General features: G+C 68.7%; 28 protein-coding genes and 1 pseudogene. 11 read left to right on the top strand and 18 right to left on the bottom strand.

Annotated elements, in window-relative coordinates; translation table 11 throughout:
* Positions 1-21: 21 nt before the first annotated feature.
* The 4 genes from RBJ77_RS33650 to RBJ77_RS33635 all read right to left on the bottom strand — a co-directional run bounded on the left by RBJ77_RS33650 (position 22) and on the right by RBJ77_RS33635 (position 2418).
* Complete coding sequence (locus tag RBJ77_RS33650; protein WP_372348440.1) at positions 22-726, bottom strand: TetR family transcriptional regulator; 705 nt, start codon at positions 724-726, stop codon at positions 22-24.
* A 144-nt stretch (positions 727-870) separates the two neighbouring features.
* Positions 871-1083: a hypothetical protein gene (locus RBJ77_RS33645; protein WP_372348439.1), complete on the bottom strand. Its 213-nt coding sequence runs from the start codon at positions 1081-1083 to the stop codon at positions 871-873.
* A 73-nt stretch (positions 1084-1156) separates the two neighbouring features.
* Positions 1157-1609 carry a nucleoside deaminase gene (locus tag RBJ77_RS33640; protein WP_372348438.1) on the bottom strand — a complete coding sequence of 151 codons (453 nt, stop codon included), beginning with the start codon at positions 1607-1609 and terminating at the stop codon, positions 1157-1159.
* A complete protein-coding gene (locus RBJ77_RS33635; RefSeq protein WP_372348437.1) occupies positions 1606-2418 on the bottom strand; it encodes an LLM class flavin-dependent oxidoreductase in 813 nt (270 codons plus the stop codon). Before RBJ77_RS33635 ends, RBJ77_RS33640 begins: the two co-directional genes overlap by 4 nt.
* Positions 2419-2511: 93 nt before the next feature.
* On the opposite strand from RBJ77_RS33635, the pseudogene RBJ77_RS33630 reads away from it, so the two are divergent.
* Positions 2512-2957: pseudogene (locus RBJ77_RS33630) on the top strand (Lrp/AsnC family transcriptional regulator).
* A gap of 56 nt (positions 2958-3013) precedes the next feature.
* Entirely contained in the window at positions 3014-3712 is a 699-nt protein-coding gene (locus RBJ77_RS33625) for a hypothetical protein (RefSeq protein WP_372348436.1), read from the top strand.
* A 207-nt stretch (positions 3713-3919) separates the two neighbouring features.
* Here the strand turns inward: RBJ77_RS33625 and RBJ77_RS33620 are convergent, their stop codons facing one another.
* The 3 genes from RBJ77_RS33620 to RBJ77_RS33610 all read right to left on the bottom strand — a co-directional run bounded on the left by RBJ77_RS33620 (position 3920) and on the right by RBJ77_RS33610 (position 7151).
* Positions 3920-4711 carry an SGNH/GDSL hydrolase family protein gene (locus RBJ77_RS33620; protein WP_372348435.1) on the bottom strand — a complete coding sequence of 264 codons (792 nt, stop codon included), beginning with the start codon at positions 4709-4711 and terminating at the stop codon, positions 3920-3922.
* A 148-nt stretch (positions 4712-4859) separates the two neighbouring features.
* Entirely contained in the window at positions 4860-5591 is a 732-nt protein-coding gene (locus RBJ77_RS33615; RefSeq protein WP_372348434.1) for a sigma factor-like helix-turn-helix DNA-binding protein, read from the bottom strand.
* An 873-nt stretch (positions 5592-6464) separates the two neighbouring features.
* The gene (locus RBJ77_RS33610) at positions 6465-7151 is read right to left on the bottom strand and encodes a hypothetical protein (RefSeq protein ID WP_372348433.1); all 687 of its coding nucleotides are present in this window, start codon (positions 7149-7151) and stop codon (positions 6465-6467) included.
* Positions 7152-7613: 462 nt separating this feature from the next.
* On the opposite strand from RBJ77_RS33610, the gene RBJ77_RS33605 reads away from it, so the two are divergent.
* Together RBJ77_RS33605 and RBJ77_RS33600 are read left to right on the top strand one after the other, a co-directional pair.
* Positions 7614-8375 carry a hypothetical protein gene (locus RBJ77_RS33605; protein WP_372348432.1) on the top strand — a complete coding sequence of 254 codons (762 nt, stop codon included), beginning with the start codon at positions 7614-7616 and terminating at the stop codon, positions 8373-8375.
* Positions 8376-8508: 133 nt separating this feature from the next.
* Positions 8509-9144 carry a chemotaxis protein CheB gene (locus RBJ77_RS33600; RefSeq protein WP_372348431.1) on the top strand — a complete coding sequence of 212 codons (636 nt, stop codon included), beginning with the start codon at positions 8509-8511 and terminating at the stop codon, positions 9142-9144.
* A 116-nt stretch (positions 9145-9260) separates the two neighbouring features.
* On the opposite strand, the gene RBJ77_RS33595 is transcribed toward RBJ77_RS33600, so the two are convergent.
* Positions 9261-10151, bottom strand: coding sequence for a hypothetical protein (locus RBJ77_RS33595; protein ID WP_372348430.1), 891 nt, complete (start codon positions 10149-10151; stop codon positions 9261-9263).
* 160 nt (positions 10152-10311) lie between these two features.
* Positions 10312-11688 carry an FAD-dependent oxidoreductase gene (locus RBJ77_RS33590; protein ID WP_372348429.1) on the bottom strand — a complete coding sequence of 459 codons (1377 nt, stop codon included), beginning with the start codon at positions 11686-11688 and terminating at the stop codon, positions 10312-10314.
* A gap of 462 nt (positions 11689-12150) precedes the next feature.
* Here RBJ77_RS33590 and RBJ77_RS33585 point away from each other — a divergent pair, with 462 nt between their 5' ends.
* From RBJ77_RS33585 to RBJ77_RS33575, 3 genes are all read left to right on the top strand, one after another.
* Positions 12151-12669, top strand: a complete 519-nt coding sequence (locus RBJ77_RS33585; protein WP_372348617.1) for a SigE family RNA polymerase sigma factor — start codon at positions 12151-12153, stop codon at positions 12667-12669.
* Positions 12662-13435 (top strand): hypothetical protein, encoded by a 774-nt coding sequence (locus RBJ77_RS33580; protein WP_372348428.1) that lies wholly within the window; start codon positions 12662-12664, stop codon positions 13433-13435. The genes RBJ77_RS33585 and RBJ77_RS33580 overlap by 8 nt, the downstream gene beginning before the upstream one ends.
* 436 nt (positions 13436-13871) lie before the next feature.
* A complete protein-coding gene (locus tag RBJ77_RS33575; RefSeq protein WP_372348427.1) occupies positions 13872-14231 on the top strand; it encodes a hypothetical protein in 360 nt (119 codons plus the stop codon).
* Positions 14232-14257: 26 nt separating this feature from the next.
* Here RBJ77_RS33575 and RBJ77_RS33570 read toward each other — a convergent pair whose 3' ends face one another.
* From RBJ77_RS33570 to RBJ77_RS33560, 3 genes are read right to left on the bottom strand one after another with little or no spacing between them, the layout of a single operon-like run.
* Positions 14258-14899: a lactate utilization protein C gene (locus RBJ77_RS33570; RefSeq protein ID WP_372348426.1), complete on the bottom strand. Its 642-nt coding sequence runs from the start codon at positions 14897-14899 to the stop codon at positions 14258-14260.
* The gene (locus tag RBJ77_RS33565; protein ID WP_372348425.1) at positions 14896-16473 is read right to left on the bottom strand and encodes a LutB/LldF family L-lactate oxidation iron-sulfur protein; all 1578 of its coding nucleotides are present in this window, start codon (positions 16471-16473) and stop codon (positions 14896-14898) included. The genes RBJ77_RS33570 and RBJ77_RS33565 overlap by 4 nt, the downstream gene beginning before the upstream one ends.
* The gene (locus tag RBJ77_RS33560) at positions 16470-17246 is read right to left on the bottom strand and encodes a (Fe-S)-binding protein (protein ID WP_372348424.1); all 777 of its coding nucleotides are present in this window, start codon (positions 17244-17246) and stop codon (positions 16470-16472) included. The genes RBJ77_RS33565 and RBJ77_RS33560 overlap by 4 nt, the downstream gene beginning before the upstream one ends.
* 277 nt (positions 17247-17523) lie before the next feature.
* Between RBJ77_RS33560 and RBJ77_RS33555 the strand changes: the two genes are divergently transcribed.
* Positions 17524-19194 (top strand): L-lactate permease, encoded by a 1671-nt coding sequence (locus RBJ77_RS33555; RefSeq protein WP_372348423.1) that lies wholly within the window; start codon positions 17524-17526, stop codon positions 19192-19194.
* Between the two features lie 175 nt (positions 19195-19369).
* On the opposite strand, the gene RBJ77_RS33550 is transcribed toward RBJ77_RS33555, so the two are convergent.
* Positions 19370-20095 (bottom strand): FadR/GntR family transcriptional regulator, encoded by a 726-nt coding sequence (locus tag RBJ77_RS33550; protein ID WP_372348422.1) that lies wholly within the window; start codon positions 20093-20095, stop codon positions 19370-19372.
* A gap of 275 nt (positions 20096-20370) precedes the next feature.
* Here RBJ77_RS33550 and RBJ77_RS33545 point away from each other — a divergent pair, with 275 nt between their 5' ends.
* Together RBJ77_RS33545 and RBJ77_RS33540 are read left to right on the top strand one after the other, a co-directional pair.
* Positions 20371-20769 carry a hypothetical protein gene (locus tag RBJ77_RS33545; RefSeq protein ID WP_372348421.1) on the top strand — a complete coding sequence of 133 codons (399 nt, stop codon included), beginning with the start codon at positions 20371-20373 and terminating at the stop codon, positions 20767-20769.
* Positions 20770-20928: 159 nt separating this feature from the next.
* Positions 20929-21399 (top strand): hypothetical protein, encoded by a 471-nt coding sequence (locus tag RBJ77_RS33540; RefSeq protein WP_372348420.1) that lies wholly within the window; start codon positions 20929-20931, stop codon positions 21397-21399.
* Positions 21400-21481: 82 nt separating this feature from the next.
* On the opposite strand, the gene RBJ77_RS33535 is transcribed toward RBJ77_RS33540, so the two are convergent.
* The 3 genes from RBJ77_RS33535 to RBJ77_RS33525 all read right to left on the bottom strand — a co-directional run bounded on the left by RBJ77_RS33535 (position 21482) and on the right by RBJ77_RS33525 (position 23942).
* Positions 21482-22045, bottom strand: coding sequence for a dihydrofolate reductase family protein (locus RBJ77_RS33535; protein ID WP_372348419.1), 564 nt, complete (start codon positions 22043-22045; stop codon positions 21482-21484).
* Positions 22046-22102: 57 nt separating this feature from the next.
* A complete protein-coding gene (locus tag RBJ77_RS33530) occupies positions 22103-23062 on the bottom strand; it encodes a sigma-70 family RNA polymerase sigma factor (RefSeq protein WP_372348616.1) in 960 nt (319 codons plus the stop codon).
* Between the two features lie 154 nt (positions 23063-23216).
* Positions 23217-23942 (bottom strand): alpha/beta fold hydrolase, encoded by a 726-nt coding sequence (locus RBJ77_RS33525; RefSeq protein WP_372348615.1) that lies wholly within the window; start codon positions 23940-23942, stop codon positions 23217-23219.
* 174 nt (positions 23943-24116) lie between these two features.
* On the opposite strand from RBJ77_RS33525, the gene RBJ77_RS33520 reads away from it, so the two are divergent.
* The gene (locus RBJ77_RS33520) at positions 24117-24515 is read left to right on the top strand and encodes a winged helix-turn-helix transcriptional regulator (protein WP_372348418.1); all 399 of its coding nucleotides are present in this window, start codon (positions 24117-24119) and stop codon (positions 24513-24515) included.
* A gap of 167 nt (positions 24516-24682) precedes the next feature.
* Here RBJ77_RS33520 and RBJ77_RS33515 read toward each other — a convergent pair whose 3' ends face one another.
* Entirely contained in the window at positions 24683-25009 is a 327-nt protein-coding gene (locus tag RBJ77_RS33515; RefSeq protein WP_372348417.1) for an ankyrin repeat domain-containing protein, read from the bottom strand.
* A gap of 104 nt (positions 25010-25113) precedes the next feature.
* On the bottom strand, positions 25114-25515 hold the full coding sequence (locus tag RBJ77_RS33510) for a VOC family protein (protein ID WP_372348416.1): 402 nt from the start codon (positions 25513-25515) through the stop codon (positions 25114-25116).
* Between the last annotated feature and the right edge of the window lie 45 nt (positions 25516-25560).

Here is a 25560-nt window from a genome sequence, read left to right as displayed (position 1 = left end):
AGCGGGGAGGTCTCGGCCGGATCAGGCCGGCACCTGTGGAGTGGGCAGCCCGGCCGCCAGGTGCTCGAACGTCTCCCGGAACACGTCCGTGAAGGCGATCTCGTCCTGGCGCACACACCAGTGCTCGACGGCGACCCGGACGGCCGTGACGCCGACGGCGGCCACCAGACGCGGGTACAGCCCGAGCGCCCTGCGCCGCTGCTCCGTCTCGGCCTCGGTCCCGGTCGCTGAAGCCGATTCCTGATCCGATGAGAACAGGGGCGACCCGGCCCCGATCCGCTCAGCGACCGCTTCCGCCAACCCGATCTCTTCCGACATGTGCGCACCGAGGCTGCGCGCCAGAAGCTCCGGCGACTTGCGCAACACCTCGGCGTGCAACCGCCACAACTCCTGCTGCTGCTCGATCTCCTGCAGCTCCACCGCCATGGCGTCACGCAACGCCTCAAGCGGCGTGTGGTCACCCGGCGCGTCGAGGACGGCTCGCCGGACCCGGGCACTGGACTCCGCACCCACCATGACGAAGACCTCGTCGCGGGAGTCGAAGTAGTTGAAGAACGTGCGCGCGGAAACGCCGGCCGCCTCGCTGATCGCGTCGACGGTGACGTGCTCCACCCCGTGCTCCGCGGCCAGCCGCACCGCCGCTTCTACGAGGGCAGCGCGGGTGGCCCGCTTCTTGCGCTCTCGCCAACTGTCCTCAGCAGCAACCTTCTCATCCACACTTTGCATACTACGCAAAAATGCAGACTATGCAATCTTGAATCGAGACAGGCCACCGCGAGCCGCGCCCTCGACCACGCCCACGCCCACGCCCACGACCACGCCCACGACAGCCTCAGCAGGCGGGGCACGCCGCTCACTCTGCGTCGCCACTCACCGGCCAGCGGGACGCGTCACGTCCATCAGCAGGCTGAACGCGGTGCCCCCGGCCAGCCCGCAGGCCACCCTGAGCAGCACCCGTAGCACCGGCCCCAGCCCGTACGGCACCACCGCCCCGCTCACCGACGTCCCCAGCGCGCCTACCGCCACGACCGTCCAACCCCACCCGAAGGCTGCTGCGTCGCCGCCGTGGTCAAGCAGGAGCACCCGGACGATCCGCTGATCTCCCGTCAATGCACGTTCCAGGCACTGGCGGTACGCGTATGAGAAGGCCTGCGGTTCAGGTGCCGGCCGACGGACTTGGCCCGTAGTAGGCGTTGATCGGTGCGCGCGCCTCATCGAGCAGGGCCGGACCGTCCTGGGTCAGGGACGGCCAGTGGCCCGACTCCGGGTTGAGTTCGACGAGTTGCTCGGTGGAGAGCGCGTACACGACCCGGCCGATGCCGGAGCGGATGATGCCGCCGCCGCACATGCCGCACGGCTGGCAGCTCGTGTACATGGTGGTGCGGGCAGCCGTGTCCGCATCCAGTTCCCGGGCGGCCCACCGGGCCAGCTTCAACTCGGGATGGGCCGTGATGTCGTTGTCCCGCCGGACCGTGTTGTGCGCCTCGGCGAGGATCGCCCCGTCCGGCCCGGCCAGCAGCGAGCCGTACGGCGCGTCGCCCAGTTCCACCGCGTGCGCCGCGATACCGATGGCCTGCCGCAGCAGCGTCTCGTCTGCAGGGGTGATCACGAGGCATTCCTCCACTGCTCGGCAACCGTGGTGAGCGCCCGCCACGCGGTCTCGGGCCGGAGGGTCTCAGCTGGGTCCCCGTGGTAGGGGTCGAGAACCACCGTCCGGGCACCGAGTCCGCGGAGCTCGACCAGGTCACCCACAATCTGCTGCACGTCGCCGACACCGGCCGGCCGTTCGGCATCCTCGACCGGAGCGTCGGTCAGCCGCAGCGCGATCCGCGGCGCGAACCCCGGCAGCGCATGGTCGGCGAGAACCGACCGCATCCGCGGCACCGAAAGCCGCAGCGGATGCCAGGCGTCTCCGAACCTGACCGCCCGCCGGATCGCCGCCGCACTGTGCCCGCCGACCCACACCGCGGGCGCGGCTCGGTCCTCCGCGCTCCACGCCTGACGCATCTCCCCCAGGTACTGGTCGGTCAGCCGGCCCCGCGCTTCGAAGGGCACCCCGAGCGCGTCGAACTCCTGTCGCGCCCACCCGACCCCCACGCCGAGCACGAACCGCCCGCCACTGAGCCGTTGCAGGCTGCTCGCCATCCGTGCCACCAGCAGGGGATGACGGTACGGCAGCACCAACACGGTCGTGCCCAGGCGCAGTTCGCCACCCGTGATCCCGGCCAGCCAGGACAGCGTGGTGAACGGGTCGTAGAACGGCTCCGGATACCGTTGCGCCACATCCGGGGTGACGGCCACGTGGTCTGACACCATCAGCAGATCGAACCCGTTCCCCGCCACGACCCGCGCCCACTCGCGCAGCACGCCCGGGTCGGTGCCGGGCCCGAAGTTCGGTACGTTGACGCCAAGTTGCATGTCATGAGGCTATGGCGGTGATCGCGCCTCGGGGAACAACATCTTCCCGGTAGTTCCCGCTACCTCCAGTGAATCTCCCGGTAGCCTCGGGCCATGGCCGTGAACCTCGATCACATCGACTGGGCGATCATCGAGCAGCTCCAGCAAGAGGCCCGGATCTCCCTCAGCGAGCTGGGTCGCGCGTCAGCCTGAGCCCGTCGGCCACCACCGAGCGGGTGCGGAACCTGGAGTCGCTGGGCGTCATCACCGGCTACCACGCGACCGTGGACCTGGCCAAGGTCGGCTACCCGGTACTTGCCATCGTCCGCCTCAAGTACCCCGGCAACCGCCACCAGCCACTGCACGACATGCTCGCCGAACGCCGCGAGATCCTGGAGTGCCTGCGCACCACCGGCGACGACTGCTACACCCTCAAAGTGGCTGCGACCTCCATGGAGCACCTGGAGACCCTCGTGGACGAGCTGGCCGGATTCGGCAGCACGACCACGAACGTCGTCTACAGCCGGCCCCTCCCCCACCGCGGTCCCAAGCAGCCCTGATCACTGGGCGCTGACCTGCCGAACAGGCAATCCGTCGGCGGCACTTACACTGCCGGATGAGCAAGCGGGTAGGCAGCGAAGGCGGATCGAAAGGGCAGACGCAGGGCGTGCGGAACGAGCGGTGGGCGAGCTTGTCCTCTGACCAGCGGCGTCTGTCCGCTGCATTGGCCCTGTGGCCATGGCGTGCGCCGCTGCTCGCGTTCGAGTTGGACGAAGCGTGGGGGATCGACGCATCCGTACTGGAGTCGTTGTTCCGCCTGGCAGCAGAGGCTCCCGGTGAAGCGGTGGATCGGTCATATCTGCAGGCCGTCGCAGAGCTGCGCACGGCCCAACTGTTCGCGTCCGAAGTAGATCCGGACACGGTCGAGCTCGTCCAGTTGGAGACCATCGACAGCCTGCTGACCTTCGGCGGGTGGCTCGACAACCCTCGCTCGGTCGAGATCGAGCGCGTGGTCGAAACCACATCCGGCCTGGCGAACCACCTCGACGGCCTCGTCGAAGGCTCCCTCTGTTCCCACCCTCGGGAGCAGTCCCACCGCCAGTACCTTGCCGATCGGGCGGACAAGGGCAGCGGGCAGGGCTATCTGGCCACTCGGAACTCTGTCATCGAGTCGGCCTGCCACGACGCCCTCCGTTCGCTCCCCCATGAAGGACCTTTCGACTGCGACGCCGGTCGCGAGTTGCTCGTGTTGTGCGAGGGCCTCGGCGCAGAGATCGTCGCAACGTTGCAGTGGCTCCGAACGACCGGACACTAGCGATCATCCGCGCTCAGGTGGACCTTCGTGGTGAAGCCACCGCGGGAACGGCCGCATCCCTCGCCTCCGGCACCACCCCCGACAGGCAAGCCCCACGCCCCAGTTCGCTTCCTCACCCAGCCCGTCCGGCCGGCCGCCCGCGCCCTGAAGCACCACGTCCCCTGCACCGAGTCGGAGCACAGGGGACACGGCGTGCGGTGCGAAGGATCAGTCGTTGGCGTTCAGGACGGGCAGGTAACCCCCCGACTGACCGGCCGCCTTCGGGTGGTAGGACTCGCCGATGGAGATGTCCAGGCTGTGAAGCCACGAGTCGCCGGAGCAGATCTCGTGTCCCGTGAACGGGGGCCGGACATCACCGAAGCGGAACCCCCTGGCCGCCGCACGCTGCGAGATGACCGAGTTCAGCTGGTCGGCGGCTTGATTGATGGCGGTGCGCTTGGTGTCCGAGAGGCCTGCGCAGATCGCCTCCACGTCGTAGAACTTCGGGTACCCGATGACCACGACACGGGCGCTGGGCGCCCGGCTCGCGATGTCTGCGTACAGCGCGTCGAGCCTCGCCGGCAACGTGCTGCTCATGTAGGAACGCGCCGTCGCGACCCGGTCGAGGCACGTCGCCGAAGTACCCAGGATGCAGGTCTGCATGACGTCCGCGAACCCGACGTCGTTCCCGCCTGCGGTCACTGACACCAGCTGGGTGGCACTCGTGAGCGGGCCGAGCTGGCTGCTGCGCACCGTGCTGGTGGTGGCCCCGGAACAGGCCACGAACGAGAAGGAGGAGGGGGAGTTGGCGTTGGCCCACAGCTGCGGGTAGGCGAGATTGCTGCGCTTGCAGTCGCCACTCCCGCTCTGGTAGCTCCCGGCCCCCACCCCGGAGGAGTAGGAGTCGCCGAGGGCGACGTACGAGGTGGCGGCGGCCTGCGCCTGGCCCGCACCGGTGAAGGCGATGGTCAGCGCAATGAGGAATGAACTCGCAAGGGACGTCGCACGTACACGTCTCATGGTGGGGGCTCCATGCTTGGCGGGTTTCGGTCGAAGGAACTGTGGCAGCTACGCGCGTTGATTGGAAGTGGGCATGTCAAAAAAAGATGTTGAGGATGCCCCTCGTGACCGACTGACCGCCCCGGCCGAGGCCAGAACCGCAGCCCCGTCAGGGCGTGGACAGGATGCAGAACGCGACAAGAGCCGCCAGCAGAGCGACCACCAGGTACACGGTCCGGACCATCGTGCGCACGCGCCGCTCACTGCACTCCCGGACAGACTCCGGATGGACCACGGTGCTGGCCGATGTGTCCTCGACGCAGTCCGCGACGGACCGCCGCACCTCATCCACTGAACAGCCGGTGCCGCACTCGGCCAGAGCGGCATGCGCGCGTGCCAGTCTGCCCCGCGTGGCCCCCGTGCTGGCCTCCATCTCGGCAGCCGCTTCGGAGACGCTCATCCCCAGCCCGTCACACAGCACCACCACCCGCCGCTGCCAGGGCGGGAGTTCAAGAACCGGCGCCCACGGGACACCGTCAGGCATCGCGGGACGCCCGGAGAACACGCGCCGGATGCGATGCCAGGGCGAGAGCGCGTAGTCATGGGCCTGCGCGCGCACCCAGCCCACCGGGTCCACGTCACGGGCGACCTCGGGCCATCGCTCCCACGCATGCCGGAACGCGTACTCGACCGACTCGAAGGCCAAGGGACGTGCCCCGGTCAGTACGTATGTCTCCCGTATCAGTCCGGGTGCGGCGAAGACGTACAGGGCATCGAATGCTGCCGCCGGCGTGAGCACCGCCGATCCGTCGGCCCCTGCCGGTGTCCCATCCGGCTGCGCCGAGGTTGCCTCGACGGACGGGATCGGCAGGAAACTCATGTCCAGAGCGCGCAGCAGCATCCTGCGGGACCCCGCCTGGGAGTGGATCCGAGGTTGGACCGCTGCGGGCGTGCACGTGCCGGAGAACTCCCCCGCACGGGCTCGGACACTGCCTTCCTTCATGCCGCAGCAGGCGATTCGGCCTGATGGCGGCGAGTGCGGTGCTCGGCATCGTTGTTCGACGTTCACGCCTTCCGGACCTCGTCCGCTCCGCGTCGGGTCCTGTCACTGCTCTCTCCCACGAAGTGGCCCACCTCATCAACTCGCATTCGGCGCCGCACGCGCTCGTCGCTCCGCCGGACTCAACGCCCACTCCCCTCCGAGGTTTCGCCGGCGACCGCTGCGATTACTCGTTCGAGCCGCGGGTGACCGGCCGTCGCTGGCTACGGCGCAGCACTGGAACGATCGGAAGGCGATGCACGCGGAATCTGCTTGCGCGCTACACGCCACTGAGCGATGAGGGCGTCATATATGGGCGTCCCGGACGGCTCGACACCGGATGGGACCGGTGGATTCTCTTCGGGTTCTGCCCTGGGTTCAGTGACGACGGCGGAGGTTCGGCCTCCACGAAGAAACGATTCCTCTTGATGGCTCATGTCATCAAGGAACGCACCGGTCGGCCAACTCCGCCTGGAGTTGCTCGAACTCGGACGCCTGTCGACCGTCGTCAACAATCCCGGGCCGTTCGCAGACCGCAATTGCCCGCCTGCCGGCCCTCATCCGATCGACACGACTCGGCTCGCTGGTTCCCTCACAGTGACGGTCGTGAAGGACAAGCCGGAAAGACTCTTCCCACCTCGGCTCGAGGCATGGTCGACCTCGTACGCCATCAGGCAGCCGCGCCGCGAAAGGGGGAGGTCGCCCCTGACACTGGACCAGCCGGCAGAACCGCACCTATTCCCTCTGGTCGTCCCATGCCGTTCGATACCAACCCTTGTAGGACGCCAGCAACGCCACCAGCGCGGCTCCGACCCGGGGATCAAGGCCTGGAAGGTGAAGCAGTACCGCCTTCGCCGACGGCTTGTCCTCCATGACGAGCCCGCCGTCCGCACGCCACCTCACACGCCGTGGCGCCCGCGGAAGGTCTCCGGAACCCAGCACGGCGGCGACGAGGGCGAACGGAAGCAGCGGAGTCAACAGCCAGCAGAAGGCCCACCAGAACAGCCGTCCCTTGTATCCCACCGCATCCGGCCCACCGGCCTGCGACACCGTCCAGCGGACCCGCAACCCGCCGCCCCTGAACGCCTTCCGCCGCGCAATGGTGCCGATGATCTGTCCGTGCGCGTCGAGCACCTGATAGGTCACCTGGCGCCCTTCGACGGACTGCGTGACCAGACGGGCCAGGGGCTGCGCACGCCCCTCGTCGGCCCACAGGAGGAACGAACGGGCCCCCTTCTTGCGGGCGCCGCGGTACGCGGGAATGCCGCCCGGTGGGAGTTCGCGCTCCACCTGCGCGAGGACGCGGCGCTCCACCCCGGCACCCGCGATGTGGACGGGATACAGAGGCGGCACCGGGAGCCCGGTAGTTGGGGAGATGCTGCCCAGCAGCAAAGTGTCGTACATGGTGAGACTGACGGTCATGCGCCCTGCTTCCCATCGGTGGTTCTGCCGGGGGTGGACTCGGTGACGCCCGGTCGACGGAATGCGCGGTGACGTCCGACGCCCCCTGGATCCGGCCCCGGACTCCACTCAGCAGCCACGTAGCCCCAAGGTGCCCACCAGGAACTCTAGTTCGTCCACACCGAGCGCTGAAGCGGAACGCCTGCGCCCCCCACCTCTCCTCCCGACACGAGGGCTGCCCCCGGCCGCAACGACTTGGCGCCTGCCGTCGGCCTCCCCGAGCATCCTCGGCCGCCACGCCCCGTGCCGGGACCGAACGGGCAGGAAGCCGAACTCGCCCGCCGCTGACGCCAGGAGCCATAAGCTGTCGCCGGTCGCGACAGCAGCGGGCATGGCTTGAGACAGAACAGCTGGTCGCTCTTCAAGAAGACGGCACCGAAAGGAATCCCCGTGCGATGGTCCGTGACGGGCACCCTACGGGCTGTGGCCCGGACCGCGAGGACCCGATGTGCTGTCGACAAGGGCTCGGCGCTCGCCGCGGATTTCGAGACGAGCTGGACCGGCACTCCGGACGTGGCAGAGATCCACACCACCAAGAACAACACCCTGCCGTTCCTCGGATCGTCCATCGGCACCCTGACGGTCGACGAGGGCACCTCAGCCGATCGTCTGGCGCAGTTGGCGGGTGAGCTGCGGAAGTACGTCGTCCGTCACGACAAGGTCACCGGCCGGATCACGGCGCACGACATCACCTTCACCGTCGCCGCTGACGAGGGGCGGACGGGCGAAGTCCTCGCGCTCTGGCGGTCGTTGACGGCCGACGAGAAGGTGAAGAGCGCCGACATCCATGATGCGCCGTGGAAAGAAGCAACCGTCCGCTGGCGGATCGAGGCCACCGCGGTCGATGCCGCCGGAGCGCTGACGGTGTTCAAGGACATGCTCACCGAGGGCGGTCGGCACCGGTCACTCACCGGTGTGACGTCCTTGAAGGTCACCGGGCCGGGGCTTTTCGTGGAGACCGACTTCCACGATGCCTTCCCTGCCGAGGCGATCGCCGCGTACGAGGCGGTCCTCGCTCAGCATTCCGTCACCCGCGCGACCCTGCGACGGGACGCCGTGTCCGGCTCCGCGGTGACCATCGTCGTGGCGGACCGCGCTGACGTGGCCCACGCCGGAGAGCTGGCCAGGAGCGCGGCACCGAACCTCGGGCCCGCGGTCGAGGTGAGGGGCAGAACCGGTTCGTGATCGCAGGCTGGACGCTGCGTGGCTCCGGTGGCTCCCGCTCCAACCGGCCCATACAGACCAATGGCCGCACAGCAGCCGCGCCCGGGCGGAGGCCATATCCGCTCCGGCCGGCCTGCCGCGATAGCCTGCGCAGGTGCAGCACAGCCCTCAAGGCCGTCACGGCCACTGGTCAGCGGTACTCATCGCTTCCTCCGCCGGCGGCATCCAAGGTCTCGGCACGCTGCTGGGTGGGTTGCGCGGCGACCTGCCAGTGCCGGTGCTGGTGGCCCAGCACCTCAACCGCACCCGCGAGACCCGCATCGTGAGCATCCTTCAGCCAGCTACGTCCCTCACCGTGAAGCTGGCGCAGGACAACGAATCACCACAGGCCGGGACGGTCTATGTCGCTCCACCCGACCATCACCTGTGCGTGCGGGACGACGGAACCCTGTTTCTGACCCATGAGGATCGGGTCAACTACGCCCGCCCCGCAGCCGATCCGCTTTTCGAGTCGGCGGCAAGGGCCTACGGGTCGGGGATCATCGCCTGCGTCCTCACCGGCGCGGACAGCGACGGCGCCCGGGGTGTGGAGGCGGTCAAGGATCACGACGGCACTGTCATCGTGCAGGACCCCGAGACCGCTGAGTTCCATGGCATGCCCAAGGCAGCCATCGGCACCGGAAAGGTCGACCACGTCTTGACCCTGGCCGCCATCGCGCCCACCGTCACCCGCCTGCTGCGGCACCACACCGACGAACCAGCTGCGCCCGATCAGCGCCCGCAGACCTGATCCAGCCGCGACCGAAACCGCCGTGTGCACGGCACGCTCCACGACGCGCCGTGCACAGGCAGGAGCCCCTCTCCTGCTTCAGCCTGGGCACCCAAGCCGGTGTCACGGGTAAGGCTTCACTCGATGAAGACCTTCACGAGGTCGGCGCTCCCGCCGTTTCGGTTGACGCCGACGAAGAAGTCGCTCCCGACGTGGGTAATGTCTTCGATCTCGTCGGCCAGGCTGTTCCCCGGAATTCCGATGTCGCTCTCCACGTCACCTCCGGACCAGTTGTACTGGTACACCCAGTTCCATCCGGTCTCGGGCGTTGACGTGTTGATGGACTTGGTGTTCCAGATGTAGTTCTCGGAGCAGTCGATGCCTTGGTCGGAACGATTGTCGTGACTCGTCAGGTTGCTCTTCACCAGAGTCCATCCGCTCGTCAGCGAACCGGCACCGGGATGGGTCCACAGGTTGCCCGCGCGGCGGGCAGCATATTTGCCCGCTCCGTCGGCCGCCGTCGCGCTGTAGCAGAGGCCGCTGATGTTGCCGATGGGCAGATGGACCACCTGGCTTGCGCCGATAGATCCCGACGAGTCCAGGTGAATGATCGTCACATCGGCGCTCGGGTAGGCCGACTGGCTTCCTTGGGTGGCGATCAGGGCAGGACCTTGACCCTGATAGTTGGAGTGGTAGGCGAGGTCGTTGCCGTGTCCGAGTGCGGGGATGGAGGTCGGCGCCCCGGCACAGGTCCAGCTGGCACCGTCCCAGGTCGAGCCGTCGCGCAACCATCTGGACAGGACCGGCTCCGCGCCACCCGCCTTCGTGAAGACGATGTAGAGCTGGCCGCCCGGCCCCGCGACCATTCCTTGCATGACGGTGCGGCCTGCCCTGCATGCACTGCTGTTCGGGATGTTCAACCGTTCCGCCCCGCTCCTGTCCGTGGCGGCGTAGGCGGACGTTGTCGAGGCAATGGCGATTCCGGTCAACAGTGCCAGTACGGACGCGAAACTCAGTAGCCGCTTCACTCGGCGCCTCCCCTTTGCGGATAAGGGGTGGAGGCTAGCATTTGACGTGTACCGTGCATGCGAAACGTCATCAACTCGGCGCAATATCATCGGCCGTGACAGCAGTCAGCAGCACACCGCGCCGCGCCGTACGGCGACCGGAGGATCAGGCACGGCTCTGTCAGGCCAGGTTGGCGAAGAGGTCGTTGAACGCCTCGGTCATCGACGGGTGGGTGTAGATGCCGTCGCGCAGCGCACTCGCGGTTGCGCCGAGACGGAGGGCTACCGCGAGCGTGTTCACCGTCTCGTGGGCGTCGTGGGCAAGCATCGTCACCCCCAGCACCTCGTCGGTCTGCGCGTCGGCGATCGCCTTCATCACACCACGCGCGTCGCCGACGATCTTGGCGCGCGGCACGATGGCCATGTCCGCGACCTTGCGCACCGCGATCTTCAGCGGCCGACCGGTGGCGCGGGCCTGCGCCTCGGTCATCCCGACCCGCGCGAGCGGCGGGGTCGTGAACACAACGTGCGGCACGAAGGCGCGATCTGCGGTCGAGCGCTTGCCGGTGCCGGTGAGCTGGTCTAGCACGACCCGGAAGTCGTCCAGCGAGATGTAGGTGAACTGGGGTCCACCGTTGACGTCACCGACGGCGTACACATGCGGCAGCGACGTGCGCAGGTATTCGTCGACGACGACCTCGCCACGCTGCCCGACCTCGATGCCGACCTCCGCCAGGCCCAGCCCGTCGGTCATCGGGCGCCGGCCCAGCGCGGCAAGTACGACGTCACCGTCCACCGTCTGGGCCGCCCCGTCAGCCGTGCGGCAGGTCACCACCGCCCGGTCGCCGTCATCGACGACCGATTCGACGGTCGTGTCGGTGAGTACGGTGACACCAGCCGCGGTCAGAAGGTCCTGCACCTGGGCAGCGACGTCCGGGTCCTCGGCGGGCAGCAGCTGGGTGCCCCGCTGGATCACCGTGACCTTGGTACCGAAAGCGGCGTGCATCGAGGCGAACTCCACTCCGACGTACCCGCCACCGAGGACGACCAGCTCGCGGGGCTGCTCGGTCAACGCCAGCATCCCGGTGCTCGTCACGACGTGCTTCGAGTCGGCCAGGCCAGGGATCGGCGGTACCAACGGCACCGCGCCGGTGTTGATCACGATCGTGGCGGCCTCGACGGTGAGTTCGTCCCCGCCGGCAGTCACGATCAGGGTGTGGTCGTCGGCGAAACGGGCCTTGCCGGTGATGACGGTCGACGTCTCCGGTGAGTCGAAGAGCTGGAAGTTCTTTGCCCGCATCGCCTCCACCAGAGTCGTCTTCTTGGTGACGGCCTGTTTGAACCAGGTCGCTTGGTCGACGCGACGGTCGGGGTGCTCGGTCTGGAAGACCAGCGCCTTGGTCGGAACACAGCCGATGTTGATGCAGGTGCCGCCGTACATCTGGTCGGACTGCTCGATCAGTACGACACGCTTGCCCGCCTGGGCCAGTGCTCCGACGAGCGTCTTGCCGCCCTTGCCGAAGCCGATGACGGCGAGGTCCACCTTGATCGCGTCCATGGCACGGATGGTAACGGGAACTCTTCTCGGGCCTGGTCATTGAGGACCGCGCCTCGCATCGCTGACGATCCCCTGCTCGGTCGCGGTGACGGACGACAAGTTTCTCGACGTGCGCGGTGACTCCGTCGGCGTGCATCCGGCATGATTCGCACGGCAGTTGGCCCACTGCCTCTCATCTTCGCGCGCAACTCGCCCCGGGGAAATGAAGGAATGACAGCGCTTTCGTTGTATAGAGCACCTTCCGGTTCGAAGCAGCTGATGTCCCTTGATCGGGGTGGCACCGTGCGGCTGGAACGGCCGTGGTTCCAACGGGCCTGGCGGAGGCTGGTGTTGTCCGAGCGGTGGAGGCTGACCGCGCTCCTCCGGGAGGTTGTCGGCCCGCACGCCGCTGCCGGATCCAGCGGAACCGCGCCCGAGATCACCCGCGACGTTCGAGCGTCGGCTGACCGGCCGGGCGTCGGAATGAACGAGCAGGAGTTCGACGAGTTCTACGCGGCGAGTGTCGGGCGGCTGGTCGGTCAGCTGTACGCGATGACGGGTGATCTGGCGGAGGCACAGGACGTGGTGCAGGAGGCGTTCGCGCGGGCGTGGGAACGCCGTCGGCGTCTGGACCGCGACAACGCGCCGGAGGCATGGGTACGGACGGTGGCGTCACGGCTGGCGGTGAGCCGGTGGCGGCGGGTGCGGACGGCACTGCTGTCGGCGCGTCGGCAGGGGCCTCCCGCGCCGGTGCCGCCGCCGGAGCCGCACCATGTGGCGCTGGTGAACGCGCTGCGCCAGATACCGGAGGCCCAGCGGCGGGCGATCGTCCTGCATCACCTGTGTGATCTGAGCGTGGAGCAGGTTGCTGCAGAGACCGGGAGTCCGGAGGGCACGGTGAAGGCGCGACTCAGCCGCGGGCGGGCGGCGCTGGCGCGGCTGTTGGAGGATACGGAGCTGGATCCGCGGAGTTCGCGACCGGCGGGGGCGCACCATGGCTGACGAGACGATGCTGCAGGAGCAGCTGTCCGAGCTGGCGGAGGCGGGTGGCCGGCTGGTGACGCCGCTGCCGGCGGCCGCCGTGCGGGCGCGCGGGGAGCAGCGGACGCGTCGGCGGCGAACCGCCGTCGCGGCGGGAGGCGTTCTGCTGGCTGCGGGGGTGGTGCTGGGCGGTCTCGGGCTGACCGGGACGACCGGCGAGCCGAAGGAGGTGGCGACGAGGCCGGGGCCGGTGCCAGCGGTCACGACGTCGGCTCCGGAGGCGTCGCGTTCCGCCGTCACCCCGGAAGAGAGCAGGACCGGGTCCGCCGGGGTGTCACCGTCCGCCGCGACCTCGAAGTCCGCGACTGCGTCGCAGACTTCGAGAGAGTCGCCGTCGACCCCGTCCTCCGCTTCGACCTCGGCTCCGGCGGGCGACCCGCGCTGGGCGGGCACCCAGCAGTTCGTCCAGGTCAAGGACGCATGGACGGCGGGCGGACGCACCTACGTGTCCGTCCGCCCGGCAGAGAAGAAAGTGAACGAGCAGTTCGACACCTGGACCGTCGAACCCGGCACCGGCCCCTACACCACGGTCTCCCTCACCCCGAACGCCCGCACCATCCTGTGCGCCCCGCTCGGCGACAAGAAGCAGCCCGCCGACTACCCACAGACCCAACTCGTCAGCCGACTCAAGACCATCAGCAGCCCCGAGCGCGAGGGCCTCGGCTACAACCTCACCTTCGACACCCAAGGCCGAGTGACCCTCCTCGAACAGGTCTACCGCGCCTGACCGCGAGCGATGACGAGGCACGGTTGCCGAGGACCGTGGCGGAGGGGAAAGAATTTCTTCCAGAGGGTGCAACCCGGGTGCCGGGTGGCGCGTACAGGTGGTGTTACGTCGACAACCTGACCGATGGGGGATCTTCACCGTGTTCGTCTCCGCCACCTTCCGCCGCGCCGCTGTCGTACCCGCGGCCGCGCTCGCCGTCGCCGCGCTCACCGTCCTGACGGGCTGCGGTTCGCCGACCGAGTCCTCCTCCAGGCCGTCCGGCTCCTCCCAAAAGGCCACTGCCAGGGAGGACATGGCAGGTTCTTCCGATGTGTCGGCGTCTGCCTCGGCTGAAGCCCCGAAGGCCTCGCCGGCTGCCGCGTCCACGCCCGCGCCGGCCGCCTCGAAGAGTGCGCCCGCTGCCAGGAGAACGTCCTCCGCCTCGGCCTCGGCTCCCGTGGACGATCCGCGCTGGGCGGGCACCCAGCAGTTCGTCCAGGTCAAGGACGCATGGACGGCGGGCGGACGCACCTACGTGTCCGTCCGCCCGGCAGAGAAGAAAGTGAACGAGCAGTTCGACACCTGGACCGTCGAACCCGGCACCGGCCCCTACATCACGGTCGCACTCACCCCGAACGCCCGCACCATCCTGTGCGCCCCGCTCGGCGACGAGAAGCAGCCCGCCGACTACCCACAGACCCAACTCGTCAGCCGACTCAAGACGATCAGCAGCCCCGAGCGGGAAGGCCTCGGCTACAACCTGACCTTCGATGCCAAGGGCCGAGTGACTCTTCTGGAGCAGGTCTACCGCGCCTGAACGTCGTCGTCGCGCAGGCCGGTGGTTCAGGCGTCGGTACGGATCACCACTTCCAGGGTGCGCGGGCCGTGCACGCCCTCGACACGTTCCAGTTCGATGTCGGAGGTCGCCGACGGACCGCTGATCATCGTCGTCGGGCGCTCCGGGACCAGGCGTGCCACGGCTTCCGGCACGCCGACCACCACCGACGACAGGTCCACGACACAGACATGCACGTCGGGGACGAGCGACAGCGCACGTCGGCCCTGGTCGGGGGATCCGTCCAGGAAGATCGTGCCGGTCTCCGCGCAGCTGACCGCCGACCCGGTCACCACGGCGTCCAGGTCGGTGAGTTCGGGCGCGGGGAAGGCCGCGGTGTCCTGGAAGGTCTCGCCGTCGTACTCGGCGATCCATGCCGGGTCGTGGCCGGCGGGCACACCGATCCGGCGGGCTCCGTGCTCGCGGAGGACCTCGGCAATCACCCGGGAGGTGTCCTGGGCGGTGCAAGTGTGCACCCTCGCCTTGTAGTCGACCAGGCGGTCCACGAAGAGGTCGAGGCGTTCCGGGTCGGGCAGGGTGCGGCCGGTGCGGTAGGCGCGCGGCACGGCCACCTCCGCGTCGGCCGGACCTGCCAGGGTCAGGGCGTCCCGCACCCGCCCGAGCACCGTCTCGCGTGCGGTCGTGGTCATCGGTTTCCCTCCTCGTGGATGTCGGTGGCCGCCTCGTGGCGTGGGTCGTCCCTGAGCCGGGCGCCCTCCTCCGCGGCCGCCTGCAGCGTGGCCTCGCCCTCTCCCGAGGCCAGCCACGAGCGGAAGCTCTGCTGGGGAGGGGCCGGGATGTCCCGGCTGTCGGTCCAGCCGTCGAAGGGTGCGGGCAGGCGCGAGATCTTGCGGTCGCGGCCTGCCACCACCCGGCCGCCGACGCCGGCCGCCTTCTGCGCGGCGGTGAACAGTCCGGGCCGGCTCATGACCGCGGCCGCGGCCTTCATCGCCAGCTTCTCGGCACTGGCCCCCGCCTGCTCGGTGTGCTGGTGGCGCAGCTCGACCAGGAGTGACGGGATGTCGATCTTCACCGGGCAGGCGTCGAAGCAGGCTCCGCACAGGCTGGAGGCGTACGGAAGCGAGCTGTTCGGATCGTCCTTGGTGGCGTGCATTCCGGCGAGCTGCGGGGTGAGTACGGCGCCGATGGGGCCGGGGTAGGTGGAGCCGTAGGAGTGGCCTCCGGTCCGTTCGTACACCGGGCAGACGTTGAGGCAGGCCGAGCAGCGGATGCAGTTCAGGGCCTCGCGTCCGATCCGGTCGGCGAGCGCGGCGGTCCGCCCGTTGTCGAGCAGCACCAGGTGGAACTCCTGGGGCCCGTCGCCAGGGGTGACGCCGGTCCACAGGGAGGTGTAGGGGTTCATCCGCTCGCCGGTGGAGGACCGCGGCAGCAGCTGGAGGAAGACCTCCAGGTCCCGATAGCGGGGCAGGACCTTCTCGATGCCCATGACGGTGATCAGCGTCTTCGGCAGGGTCAGGCACATCCGGCCGTTGCCTTCGGACTCGACGACCGACAGGGTGCCGGTCTCGGCGATGCCGAAGTTGGCGCCGGAGACGGCGACGGGCACCGTCATGAACTTCTCGCGCAGGTACGCCCGGGCCGCGGCGGCCAGCTGGGCCGGGTCCGAGCCGAGGTCGGGATCGGCGCCGGGGATGGAGGCGCGGAAGATGTCCCGGATCTCGTCGCGGTTGCGGTGGATGGCGGGGACGAGGATGTGGGAGGGCTTGTCGTCGGCGAGCTGGACGATCAGCTCGGCGAGGTCGGTCTCGTACGCGGTGACGCCCTGGGTCTCCAGGTGCTCGTTGAGGCCGATCTCCTGGGTGGCCATCGATTTGACCTTGATGACCTCGTCGCTGCCGGTCTCCTTGACCAGGCGGGTGACGATCTCGTTGGCCTCGACTCCGTCGCGCGCCCAGTGCACGGTGCCACCGTGCTCGGTGACCTTGCGCTCCAGCTGCTCCAGCAGTTCGGGCAGCCGGTTCATGGTCGCTGTCTTGATGGCCGATCCGGCGTCCCGCAGCTGTTCCCAGTCGGGCAGTTCGGCGGTGACCGAGAGCCGCTTTTCGCGGATGGAGTGCGTGGCCTTGTGGAGGTTGCCGCGCAGTTGCCCGTTGCGCAGCTCGCCCCGGGCGGCCTTCGGGAACTTCTGCTCACCGCGCAGGTTGCCCGCCCCGTACGGGGCACGCGGCGGCGCGGCGGGCATGCCGAGGAAGGTGCTGCTCATCGGGCGGTGGCCTCCGTCTTCGGGGGTGCGTACGGGGAGGTGCGGGTGGAGGCGAGGATCTGTGCCAGGTGCAGGGTGCGGGTGCCTGCCTTGATGCGGGACAGTCCGCCGCCGATGTGCATCAGGCAGGAGGAATCGCCGGCGGTGCAGACGTCCGCCTCGGTGGCGAGGACGTTGTCCACCTTGTCGTGGAGCATGGCGCTGGAGGTGTCCGCGTTCTTCACCGCGAAGGTGCCGCCGAACCCGCAGCAGGCATCGGCCTCGGGCAGCTCGACCAGGTCGATGGAGTCCACGGCGCGCAGCAGGCGCAGCGGCTTCTCGCCCACCCGCAGCATGCGCAGCGAGTGGCAGGTCGGGTGGTACGTGACCCGATGGGGGAAGTACGCGCCGACGTCGGTCAGGCCGAGCACGTCGACGAGGAGCTCGGACAGCTCGTAGGTCTTGGCCTTGATGCCGGTGACGGCGTCGCGCAGTGCGGCGTCTCCATAACGCTCGGCCACGAGCGGGTGCTGGTGGCGGACCGATCCCGCGCACGAGCCGGACGGCATCACCACCGCTTCGATCGACGGATCACCGAACTGCTCGGCGAAGTTCCGTACGAGGGGAACGGGCTCGCGCTGGTAGCCGGTGTTGACGTGCATCTGACCGCAACAGGTCTGTCCGGGCGGGAAGACCACCTCGTGGCCGAGGCGGGTGATCAGCACCGCAGTGGCCTTGACGGCGTCGGGATACATCGTGTCCCCGAGGCAGGTGGCGAAGAGTCCGACGCGCATGGGCACCTCTCAGCAAACGAAAAAGTACGGTCGGACCATACTACTGACGGGCCAGAACTCAAACAGAGAACAGTTCGGTCCGACCTTATTGACATGGGACTTCATTGATGACCTACTGATGCCCGTTCGCAGCGACGTGCGCCACGCCGTGTGCCAGACCGTGATGATCCGGGACGATCCGCGGGGGTCTTCGGCACAGACGGACACCGCGCTTCCCGGCACAGGGCCAGGCACGCGGGGGTCGCAGGAGTCGCTCAGCTCAAAAAGGAGCACGTACGTGACTACCGCGCTACCGGCCGTACTCGCGGCCTACACCCCTGACGTCCATGCCGTCGGGGGCAGCCTCACCGGGACCGCCCTGCTGGGCCTGGTCCCGCTGGCCGTGTTCTTCCTGCTCCTCATGGTGGCCAAGCGATCGGCCTTCCAGTCGGCGCTCGGCTCCCTGGTCACCGCGCTGCTCGTCGCCACCCTCGGCTACGGCATGCCCGCGGGGCTGAGCTTCCTGTCCGCCACCCAGGGCATATTCAACGGCCTGTTCCCGATCATGCTGATCGTCGTGGCCGCGATCTGGTTCTACGAACTCACCGTCGTCAGCAACCGGTTCGAGGACCTGCGCCGGTCCTTCAGCGCGGTCGGCCGAGGGGACCTGCGCATCCAGGCGATCCTCATCGCCTTCTGCTTCGGCGGTCTGCTCGAAGCGCTCGCCGGCTTCGGCGCCCCCGTCGCGATCACCGCTTCCATGCTGATGGCCATCGGGCTGCCCTGGCAGAAGGCGGCCGTGTCCGTCCTGGTCGCCAACACCGCACCGGTCGCCTTCGGCGCCATGGCCATCCCGCTCACCACCGCCGGCGGCCTCACGGGCATCGCCCCCGAGGACATCGCCGCCGTGGTCGGCAGGCAGACACCGATCCTGGCCCTCTTCGTCCCGATGCTGCTGCTCTTCCTCGTCGACGGCGTGCGCGGCTTCCGCCAGCTGTGGCCCATCGCCCTGGTCACCGGAGCCGTGTTCGGCGTCGTCCAGTTCCTGTGCTCCTCGTACTTCGCGTACGAACTCACCGATGTCGTCTCGTCGCTGGCCGCTTTCGCGACCGCGGTGCTGATGCTGCGCGTATGGACCCCCAAGACCCCTGACGACCAGCGTTCCCAGGTCGAGCCCGAACCGCTGACCGCACGCCGCGTGACACTGGCCACGCTGCCGTACCTCCTGGTCATCGTGATCTTCGGAGTCGCCAAGCTGACCGTGGGCGTCGACATGCCCTCGCTCCTCGGCAAGGCCGCCATCCAGTTCGGCTGGCCCGGACTGGACGGCAAGCTGCTGACCGGTGACGGCACGCCCTCCACCAGCTCCGTCTACAAGCTGGACGTCCTCGGCAATCCCGGCACACTGCTCATCATCACCGGCCTGCTGGTCATCCTCGTCTACTCCCTGGCGGGCGACCGGGACCGGTTCCCGATGTCCGGGCGCACGGGCCTGCTGGCCGCGGGCCGCACCGTGAAGAACATGCGGGGCGCCATCGCCACGGTCGCCACGGTGATGGCACTCGCCTACGTGATGAACCAGTCCGGCCAGACCGTCGCGATCGGCACCTGGCTCGCCGCCGTCGGCTCGATCTTCGCCCTGTTCTCCCCCGCCCTGGGGTGGCTCGGTACCGCAGTCACCGGCTCGGACACCTCAGCGAACGCCCTGTTCGCCACGCTCCAGCAGAGCGCGGGCAAGGCCGCAGGCATCGACCCGACGCTCCTCGTCGCCGCGAACTCCTCGGGCGGTGTGGTCGGCAAGCTGGTCAGCCCGCAGAACCTGACGATCGCCGCGACTGCCGTGGGACAGCCGGGCTCGGAGCGCATCCTGCTCGGCAAGGTCGTCGGCTACAGCGTGGTCATGCTGGCCGTGCTCGGCGTCCTGGTCTGGCTGCAGTCGACACCGGCGCTCTCCTGGATGCTGCCCTAACTCCAGCGACACGACGAATCGGTGCTGGACGATCCGCCCCGGCACCGATGAGTGAGACCCGGCCGTACAGTCGGCCGGGTCCGCTCGTCCCATCGACCGCTTACGCCCCGGGTACCGCTCGCGGCTCGACCACCTGTCTCCACTCACACTTGATACGCGCAGGCATCGGCCCGGATCAGGCCTCGTCGACAACCAGCCTGCCGTGAAAACCGCGGATGTGCTTCTCCGCCAGATCAGCCGCTCGCTCCCCCTCGCCGGCTCGCACCAGGCGCAGCAGTTCCGCGTGTTCGTCGTTCAGCGCAGCGGCAGCGGCCGGCCAGTCCTCGGCGGCTTCCAGCGCCTCGAGGATCATCGGCCGCACCGATTCGCGCACGGCGGAGGTGAGGGTGGAGACGAGCTGGTTGCCCGAGGTCCGTGCGATCAGGACATGGAACTGGGTGTCCAGATCGCTGAACTCCGCCGCCCCGACTTCGGGCGCCCGCATGAGGCGCAGGATCCGCTCAGCCTCATCGAGGTCCTCCTGCGCGGCGTTCTCGGACGCTCCCTGAAAATTCTGCCGCTCCAGCATGACCCGAGACTCGAGGACGTCCTGGAGGTTGTAGCTCCCCAGCGCCACGTGCAGGCGCAGCAGCCGGCCGAGGGCGTCGTCCGGGTGCCGCACGATGCGGGCCCCGGCGTCGGGGCCGCGGCCCGCCTGGGCAACCAGTACGCCGATCGTCTCCAGGACGCGCAACGCCTCCCGCAGGGCGGAGCGGCTGACGCCGAGCACCGGTGCGAGCTCACGCTCCGGCGGCAGCCGGTCGCCGGCCTTGAGGTCACCGGCCACCACCCGCTTCTCAATGCTCTCCAGCACCAGTTCGTGTGTGCGGGACTGTCGTACCGGCCCCCACTCGACGGACATGCGCACTCCTCCTGCTGATTGAGCTTCCGGAACCAGGTCACAGCCCCGAAGCGACTATGTCACACAACACGTTTGGTCGGACCGTATTGTCACCTGACCCGCCCTCCTGGTCACAGACAGTTCCGGCCATTGCGGGGCGCCGCGAAGACTCTGGCTGCAGCTTGAATCGGATCCCGCGTCTGGGCGCACAGGTGGTGATCTGCGCCCCTTCCCACCCTTACCGGCGAGTAAGTAGGCTGACCGGGTCCGTCCAGACCGACCCCCAGGAGAGTTCTGTGTCGCTCGATCCCGCTCGCTCACTTGCCCGCGTGATGGGCGGGATGGGGGCGCTGCACTTCCTCGCTCCGGCCCCGTTCGACGCCATCGTCCCCCGAGGGCTGCCGGGGCCGGCCCGGGCGTACACCTACGCCAGCGGTGCCGCGGAGCTCGTCGTGGCGGCCGCCCTCGCCAGCCCGCGGACCCGCAGGGCGGGCGGACTGGCCGCCGCGGCGCTGATCGCCGCGGTCTTCCCCGCCAACGTGCAGATGGCCTATGACTGGCGGAACCGTTCCACCCCGCTCAAGGCGATCGCCTACGGCCGCCTGCCCCTGCAAATCCCTCTGGCCGCCTGGGCGTTGCTCGCCGCGCGGCAAGGCACGAAGCAGAACCGTCCGGCACCTGAGGCAGCAGCCTGAGCTCTCCCTCGATGACAGCCGAATCCGAACGTTGTCACGGCGGCGCAACAGCCCCGCACGCCTCACGGTTCACCCCGGATCCCCCGGCTAGCGTTCCCGTCGCCAACCCTGGCGACCCGACGGCCGACCAACCGGCCGCGGGCATCAGAAGGGAATCTCATGACGCTCAAGCAACTCGGCCGGATCGGTACGGCTGGTGCGCTCACCCTCGCAGCCGCGGGCGCCTCGATCGTGTTCACGCCGTCCATGGCGTCCGCGGACAGCGCCTGGGAGTGCTACGGCAAGCAGGTCAAGCGCTGCGCGACGGTGTGGTGGGACGACGAGGCCGACACGTACCGGGCGCGGGCGAAGATCACCGACGTCGCCGGTGGCGGCGACTACACGGTCAAGGTCAACGACGTGAAGCTCCTGCGCTTCAACGGAACCGAGACGGTGACAGTGAAGTCCGCCAAGGACGACGACGGGTGGCACAGCACCGAGGACCTGGCAGGCACCGCGTCGGTCAACCCGTGCAGGTGGCCGAAGAACAGCTTCCACGTCCAGGCGAAGTTCACCTGGAAGAAGAAGGGCGGGACCGCGAGCACCAAGACCTGGCGCCCCGACATGGGCTGGGGTCACCTCTGCAACTGAGCATGTCCGCCCCGGTGCCCTGCGCGAAGCGAGCCACCGCGCGCGCTCACTTCGAGCAGGGCACCGGGGCGCCACACCTGAGTCAGCGGGCAGCCCTCTGGTAGCGGGTGAGGACGGCGGAGCCGACCTGCTCAGCACCCAGGCAAGTCAGCTCGGCTCGGGGGCCATCGGCCGGGAAGAGCCGCCGGCCGGTGCCCAGGACGGAGGGGAAGGTCAGCAGCCGGTACTCGTCGACCAGGTCCGCCGCCTGCAGTTGACCCACGACGCCCAGGCTCCCGGTGACGATCACGTCGCGCCGCTCGTGCTTGACGGCGTCGACCACGTCGCCGTCGATGAGCTGGGAGTTCGCCCACGCCATGGTGTCGGCAGGGGTCAGCGTGCGGGAGGCGACCACCTTCTGCGCGGCGTTCATCCGCGCGGCGAACGGATCGTCGCGGCCCGGCCACAGCCGTGAGAACAGTTGCCAGGTCGTGCGTCCCAGCAGCAGCACCCCGTCGTCCAGGGTCGATCCGAGGCGGAACTTGTCGCCGGCGACCGTGTCCGGGCCGTGCCTGAAGGCCCAGCCGCCCAGCGGTGTGCCGGCGGACCCGTCCGGGTCGGACACGATCCCGTCCACGGTGATGAACTCGATGACGATGACGCTCACGATGAGGTTCCCTTCGGTCGGATGCTCACCGGTACGTACCGGCGGCATCGCCAGGACTCATCGCCCGCTGCGGAAATCGTCCACGGAATCTTCTACGGAAATCTTCTGGGGCAGCTCGAAGGCGTCGAGGACGCACGGATCGGCGAACACGACGTTGTGCGTGATGCGCCCGCCGGTGACGGTGAATAGCTGCAGGGAGTGCAGCCGGTGGCCGCCGCCGGGCTCCGGTGCGTACGCGGCCAGCGCGGGCTGCCCGTTGGCCGTCAGCACCTGCACGCACCACCCCGTGCCACGCATCCCGAACACCCGGTCCATGAACCGGCCGTAATGCCCACTGCCACGGAACCACAACGAAACCGGCGGCATCTCCAGCACAGCCCCGTCCGCCAGCAGTCGCACCAGAGCGGGTACGTCCGCCGCTTCGAAAGCCTGCACGTACTGCTGGATGACGGCGCGTACTTCGGGATCGTCGGGCTCGGCGACCGCCGCGGCATCGCCCACGCCGGACAGGGCTGAACGGGCGCGCTGCAGCGTGCTGTTGACCGCCGCGACCGTGGTGCCCAGTTGCTCGGCGACCTCTGCGGCGGAGAACGCCAGCACCTCGCGCAGTACCAGCACCGCCCGCTGCCGGGCCGGCAGAACCTGCACCGCCGCCACCCAGGCCAGCCGCAGATCGGCCCGCTTCTCCACGTCGAACCGCGCGTCAGGAAACGGCTCCAGCCAGGGCACGTCGAGCGCCGGCAGCAGCGGCGCGCCGGGGTCGTCGCTCGGCGCCCCCAACCCGGAGGGCAGCGGACGCCGCGCGCGGCCTTCCAGAGCGGTCAGGCATGCGTTGGTCGCGATCCGGTACAGCCAGGTCCGCACCGACGCGCGCGCCGGGTCGTACCGGTCACGAGCCTTCCAGGCGCGCAGCATGGTCTCCTGCACGAGATCCTCGGCCTCGTGGAAGGAACCCAGCATCCGGTAGCAGAACGCCACCAGCTCACCCCGGTACGGCTCGAAGTCCACGGAACTCATCATGCCGCACCCCTCTGCTGCGCCCCGAAGCTGCCTGAGTCGGCCGCCGGAACCGAGTAGGCCCGCTGGAGCCGAAGCGGAGAGGTCGCCGCGCCCCTGGCGTGAGCGGCGACCTCTCCGTGCACCAAGACCGTGCCCTCAACTGCCGGTCTGACTAAGAGAGTTTGAGGAGCAGCCCGCTGAGTTCGTCCGGCATGGTGATCATGCAGTCGTGGCCGGTCGGCAGCTCCCAGACCTGGGCGGCAGTGCCGTTGGGCTGGATCGGAGGAATGGGGCGACGGGTGATGCCCGTCGGCGTGGCGCCGACATTGTGAATATGGGTACGCGGGATCGCGTCGACGGCTGGGTTGTCCAGTCGCACCGACTGTTGCAGACAGCGCACCGGCTGGTCCGAGAGCATCCCGCGCAGCCAGGCGACGTCGTTCGGGTCGGTGACGCCGAACAGGCCGAGGGGCGCGGGCTGTTCGGGCATCGGCGGCACGCGCCAGCCGCTCTCCGACTTCTCGGCGAGCTCGATCAGTTGCCGTGTCACGGGTTGGACATCGACGGCGGACTCACCGTCCTCCGGGACCATCGCGTCGAGGTAGACCAGGTGCGCGATGCGTTCCGGAATCCGGTTGGCCGCGGAGGAGATCACCAGCCCTGCGTAGCTGTGACCGACGAGTACGACGTCGCTGAGGTTCTCCTCGGTGATGAGCCCCACCACGTCGTCGACGTGCGTATCGAGACCCACCTCTGGGCCGAGCAGGTGCGCCTTGTCACCGAAGCCGGTCAGGGAGGGCGCGAACACCCGGTGTCCGGCGGCCTCCAGTAGCGGCACCACCCGCTCCCAGCACCGTCCGTGGTGCCAAGCACCGTGTACCAGCAGAAATGTGGACATCGATCTTCCTTCGCAGGAGCAGCAAGACACGACCACGCGCACGCCGCTGACCTGCGGCTCTAGCGGTTACCTTTCGTGCCTCGGTACTGTTTGAGTACCAAAAACATGCTGGGGCACACGACGCGCCGCAGGCAATAAGGCACATTTCTGTGACCCGGTTCTCTGGAGGTAACCATGGGCGCGACACAGAGCGACTCACGATCGTCAGAGCCGCCCAGCGACGCGTGCCGGACCCGAGTGGTGCTCGACATCGTCGGAGACAAGTGGTCGCTGCTGGTCGTGCGCAATCTCCGGGACAGACCGCGCCGTTTCACCGAGCTCAAAAGGGCCATCGACGGAATCAGTCAGCGCATGCTCACCGTGACGCTGCGCAGCCTGGAGCGCGACGGGATCCTGACCCGCACGGTCCACAACGTCATGCCGCCGCACGTCAGTTATGAGCTCACCGAGATGGGCCTCACTCTGCGCAAGGCCACCGCGCCCCTGCTCGAATGGAGCGTCGCGCACCTCGCCCGGATCGATGATGCCCGCAGCTCTTACGACGCCCGCACGGATCCGCCGGTGACCTCGTAGCGGGACGGCACGCCAAGTACCGCCCGGCCACATCGTTCTGAAGGCGGCCGGGCGGGTTCAGGGCCGCGTGGTGGAGGAATGAGCCCGCCGTCCTCTTCGCGATCCTCCGCGACGGAACCTTCTACGAACCCCATCCCACCAAGGCGGCCTGACCTTCAGAAATTGCACTACGAGGAAGGAGGCTCCCCGAGATGCATCGCGACATCTGAACCAATCCGCCAGCCGGCAAGACGCCGGGGGCTCACACCATGAAGGTTGTCCCTGTCCGGATCGGCACCGGCCTTGACCAGCCGCGACAACACCGCGCCATCACCTCGATACGTGAACACGGCGAGCCACAGCGGCGTATTGCCCTGCCCATCGGGTGCGTCCACCTCCACACCCGCCGCCAGGAGAGAGCCGACAGCTGCGGCATCCTGCTCATCCGCGGCGAAGTGCAGCTGCGTCCAGTCCTGGCGGCTCTCACGATCCAAGCCCTGACCCTCATCCGTCATGCCCGTCATCATCACGATTGCTTGACGAAGGAGATAGGGGCCTCAGGACCTGGCCCCGACGGTGCGTGCGATGCCCGGCTCCGATCCGGATCACGCCCACCTGATCACCCTTCGTCGTAGCACAGGCAGAAGGGGTGGTCGGCGGGGTCGAACAGCACCCGGACGTTCTCCTGCGGCTGGTGCGCCGCGACGACGGCGCCCAGGGCGACCGCCTCGGCCACCGCCGATTCCAGATCGCCGACCTGAAAGTCGAAGTGCATCATCGGGCGTTGCTCGCCGGTGACCGGCGGCCACACCGGAGCCCGGTACCCGTCCGCCTGCTGGAACACGAAGAACGGTCCCTGCGGGGAGGCGGCGAGGACCGTCGTTCCAGGCTCTTCGTGGCCGATGTGCCAGCCGAGGAGGTCGGCGTAGAAGTTCGCCAGGCTGCGAGGGTCCGGCGCTTCGACGGTCGTTCCCCACCACATGCCACCAGTTCGTGATCTCATTCCGACAGCCTGTCTCATGGTCACCTGCTTGTCGTGCACGCAGCCGTTAGCTGACCATGGTGA

Source organism: Streptomyces sp. KL116D (genome assembly GCF_030766975.1).
Taxonomy (GTDB): Bacteria; Actinomycetota; Actinomycetes; order Streptomycetales; family Streptomycetaceae; genus Streptomyces; species Streptomyces longispororuber_A.
The sequence above is the reverse complement of the archived record's forward strand: the minus strand, read 5'-3'. Positions and strand labels throughout refer to the sequence as shown.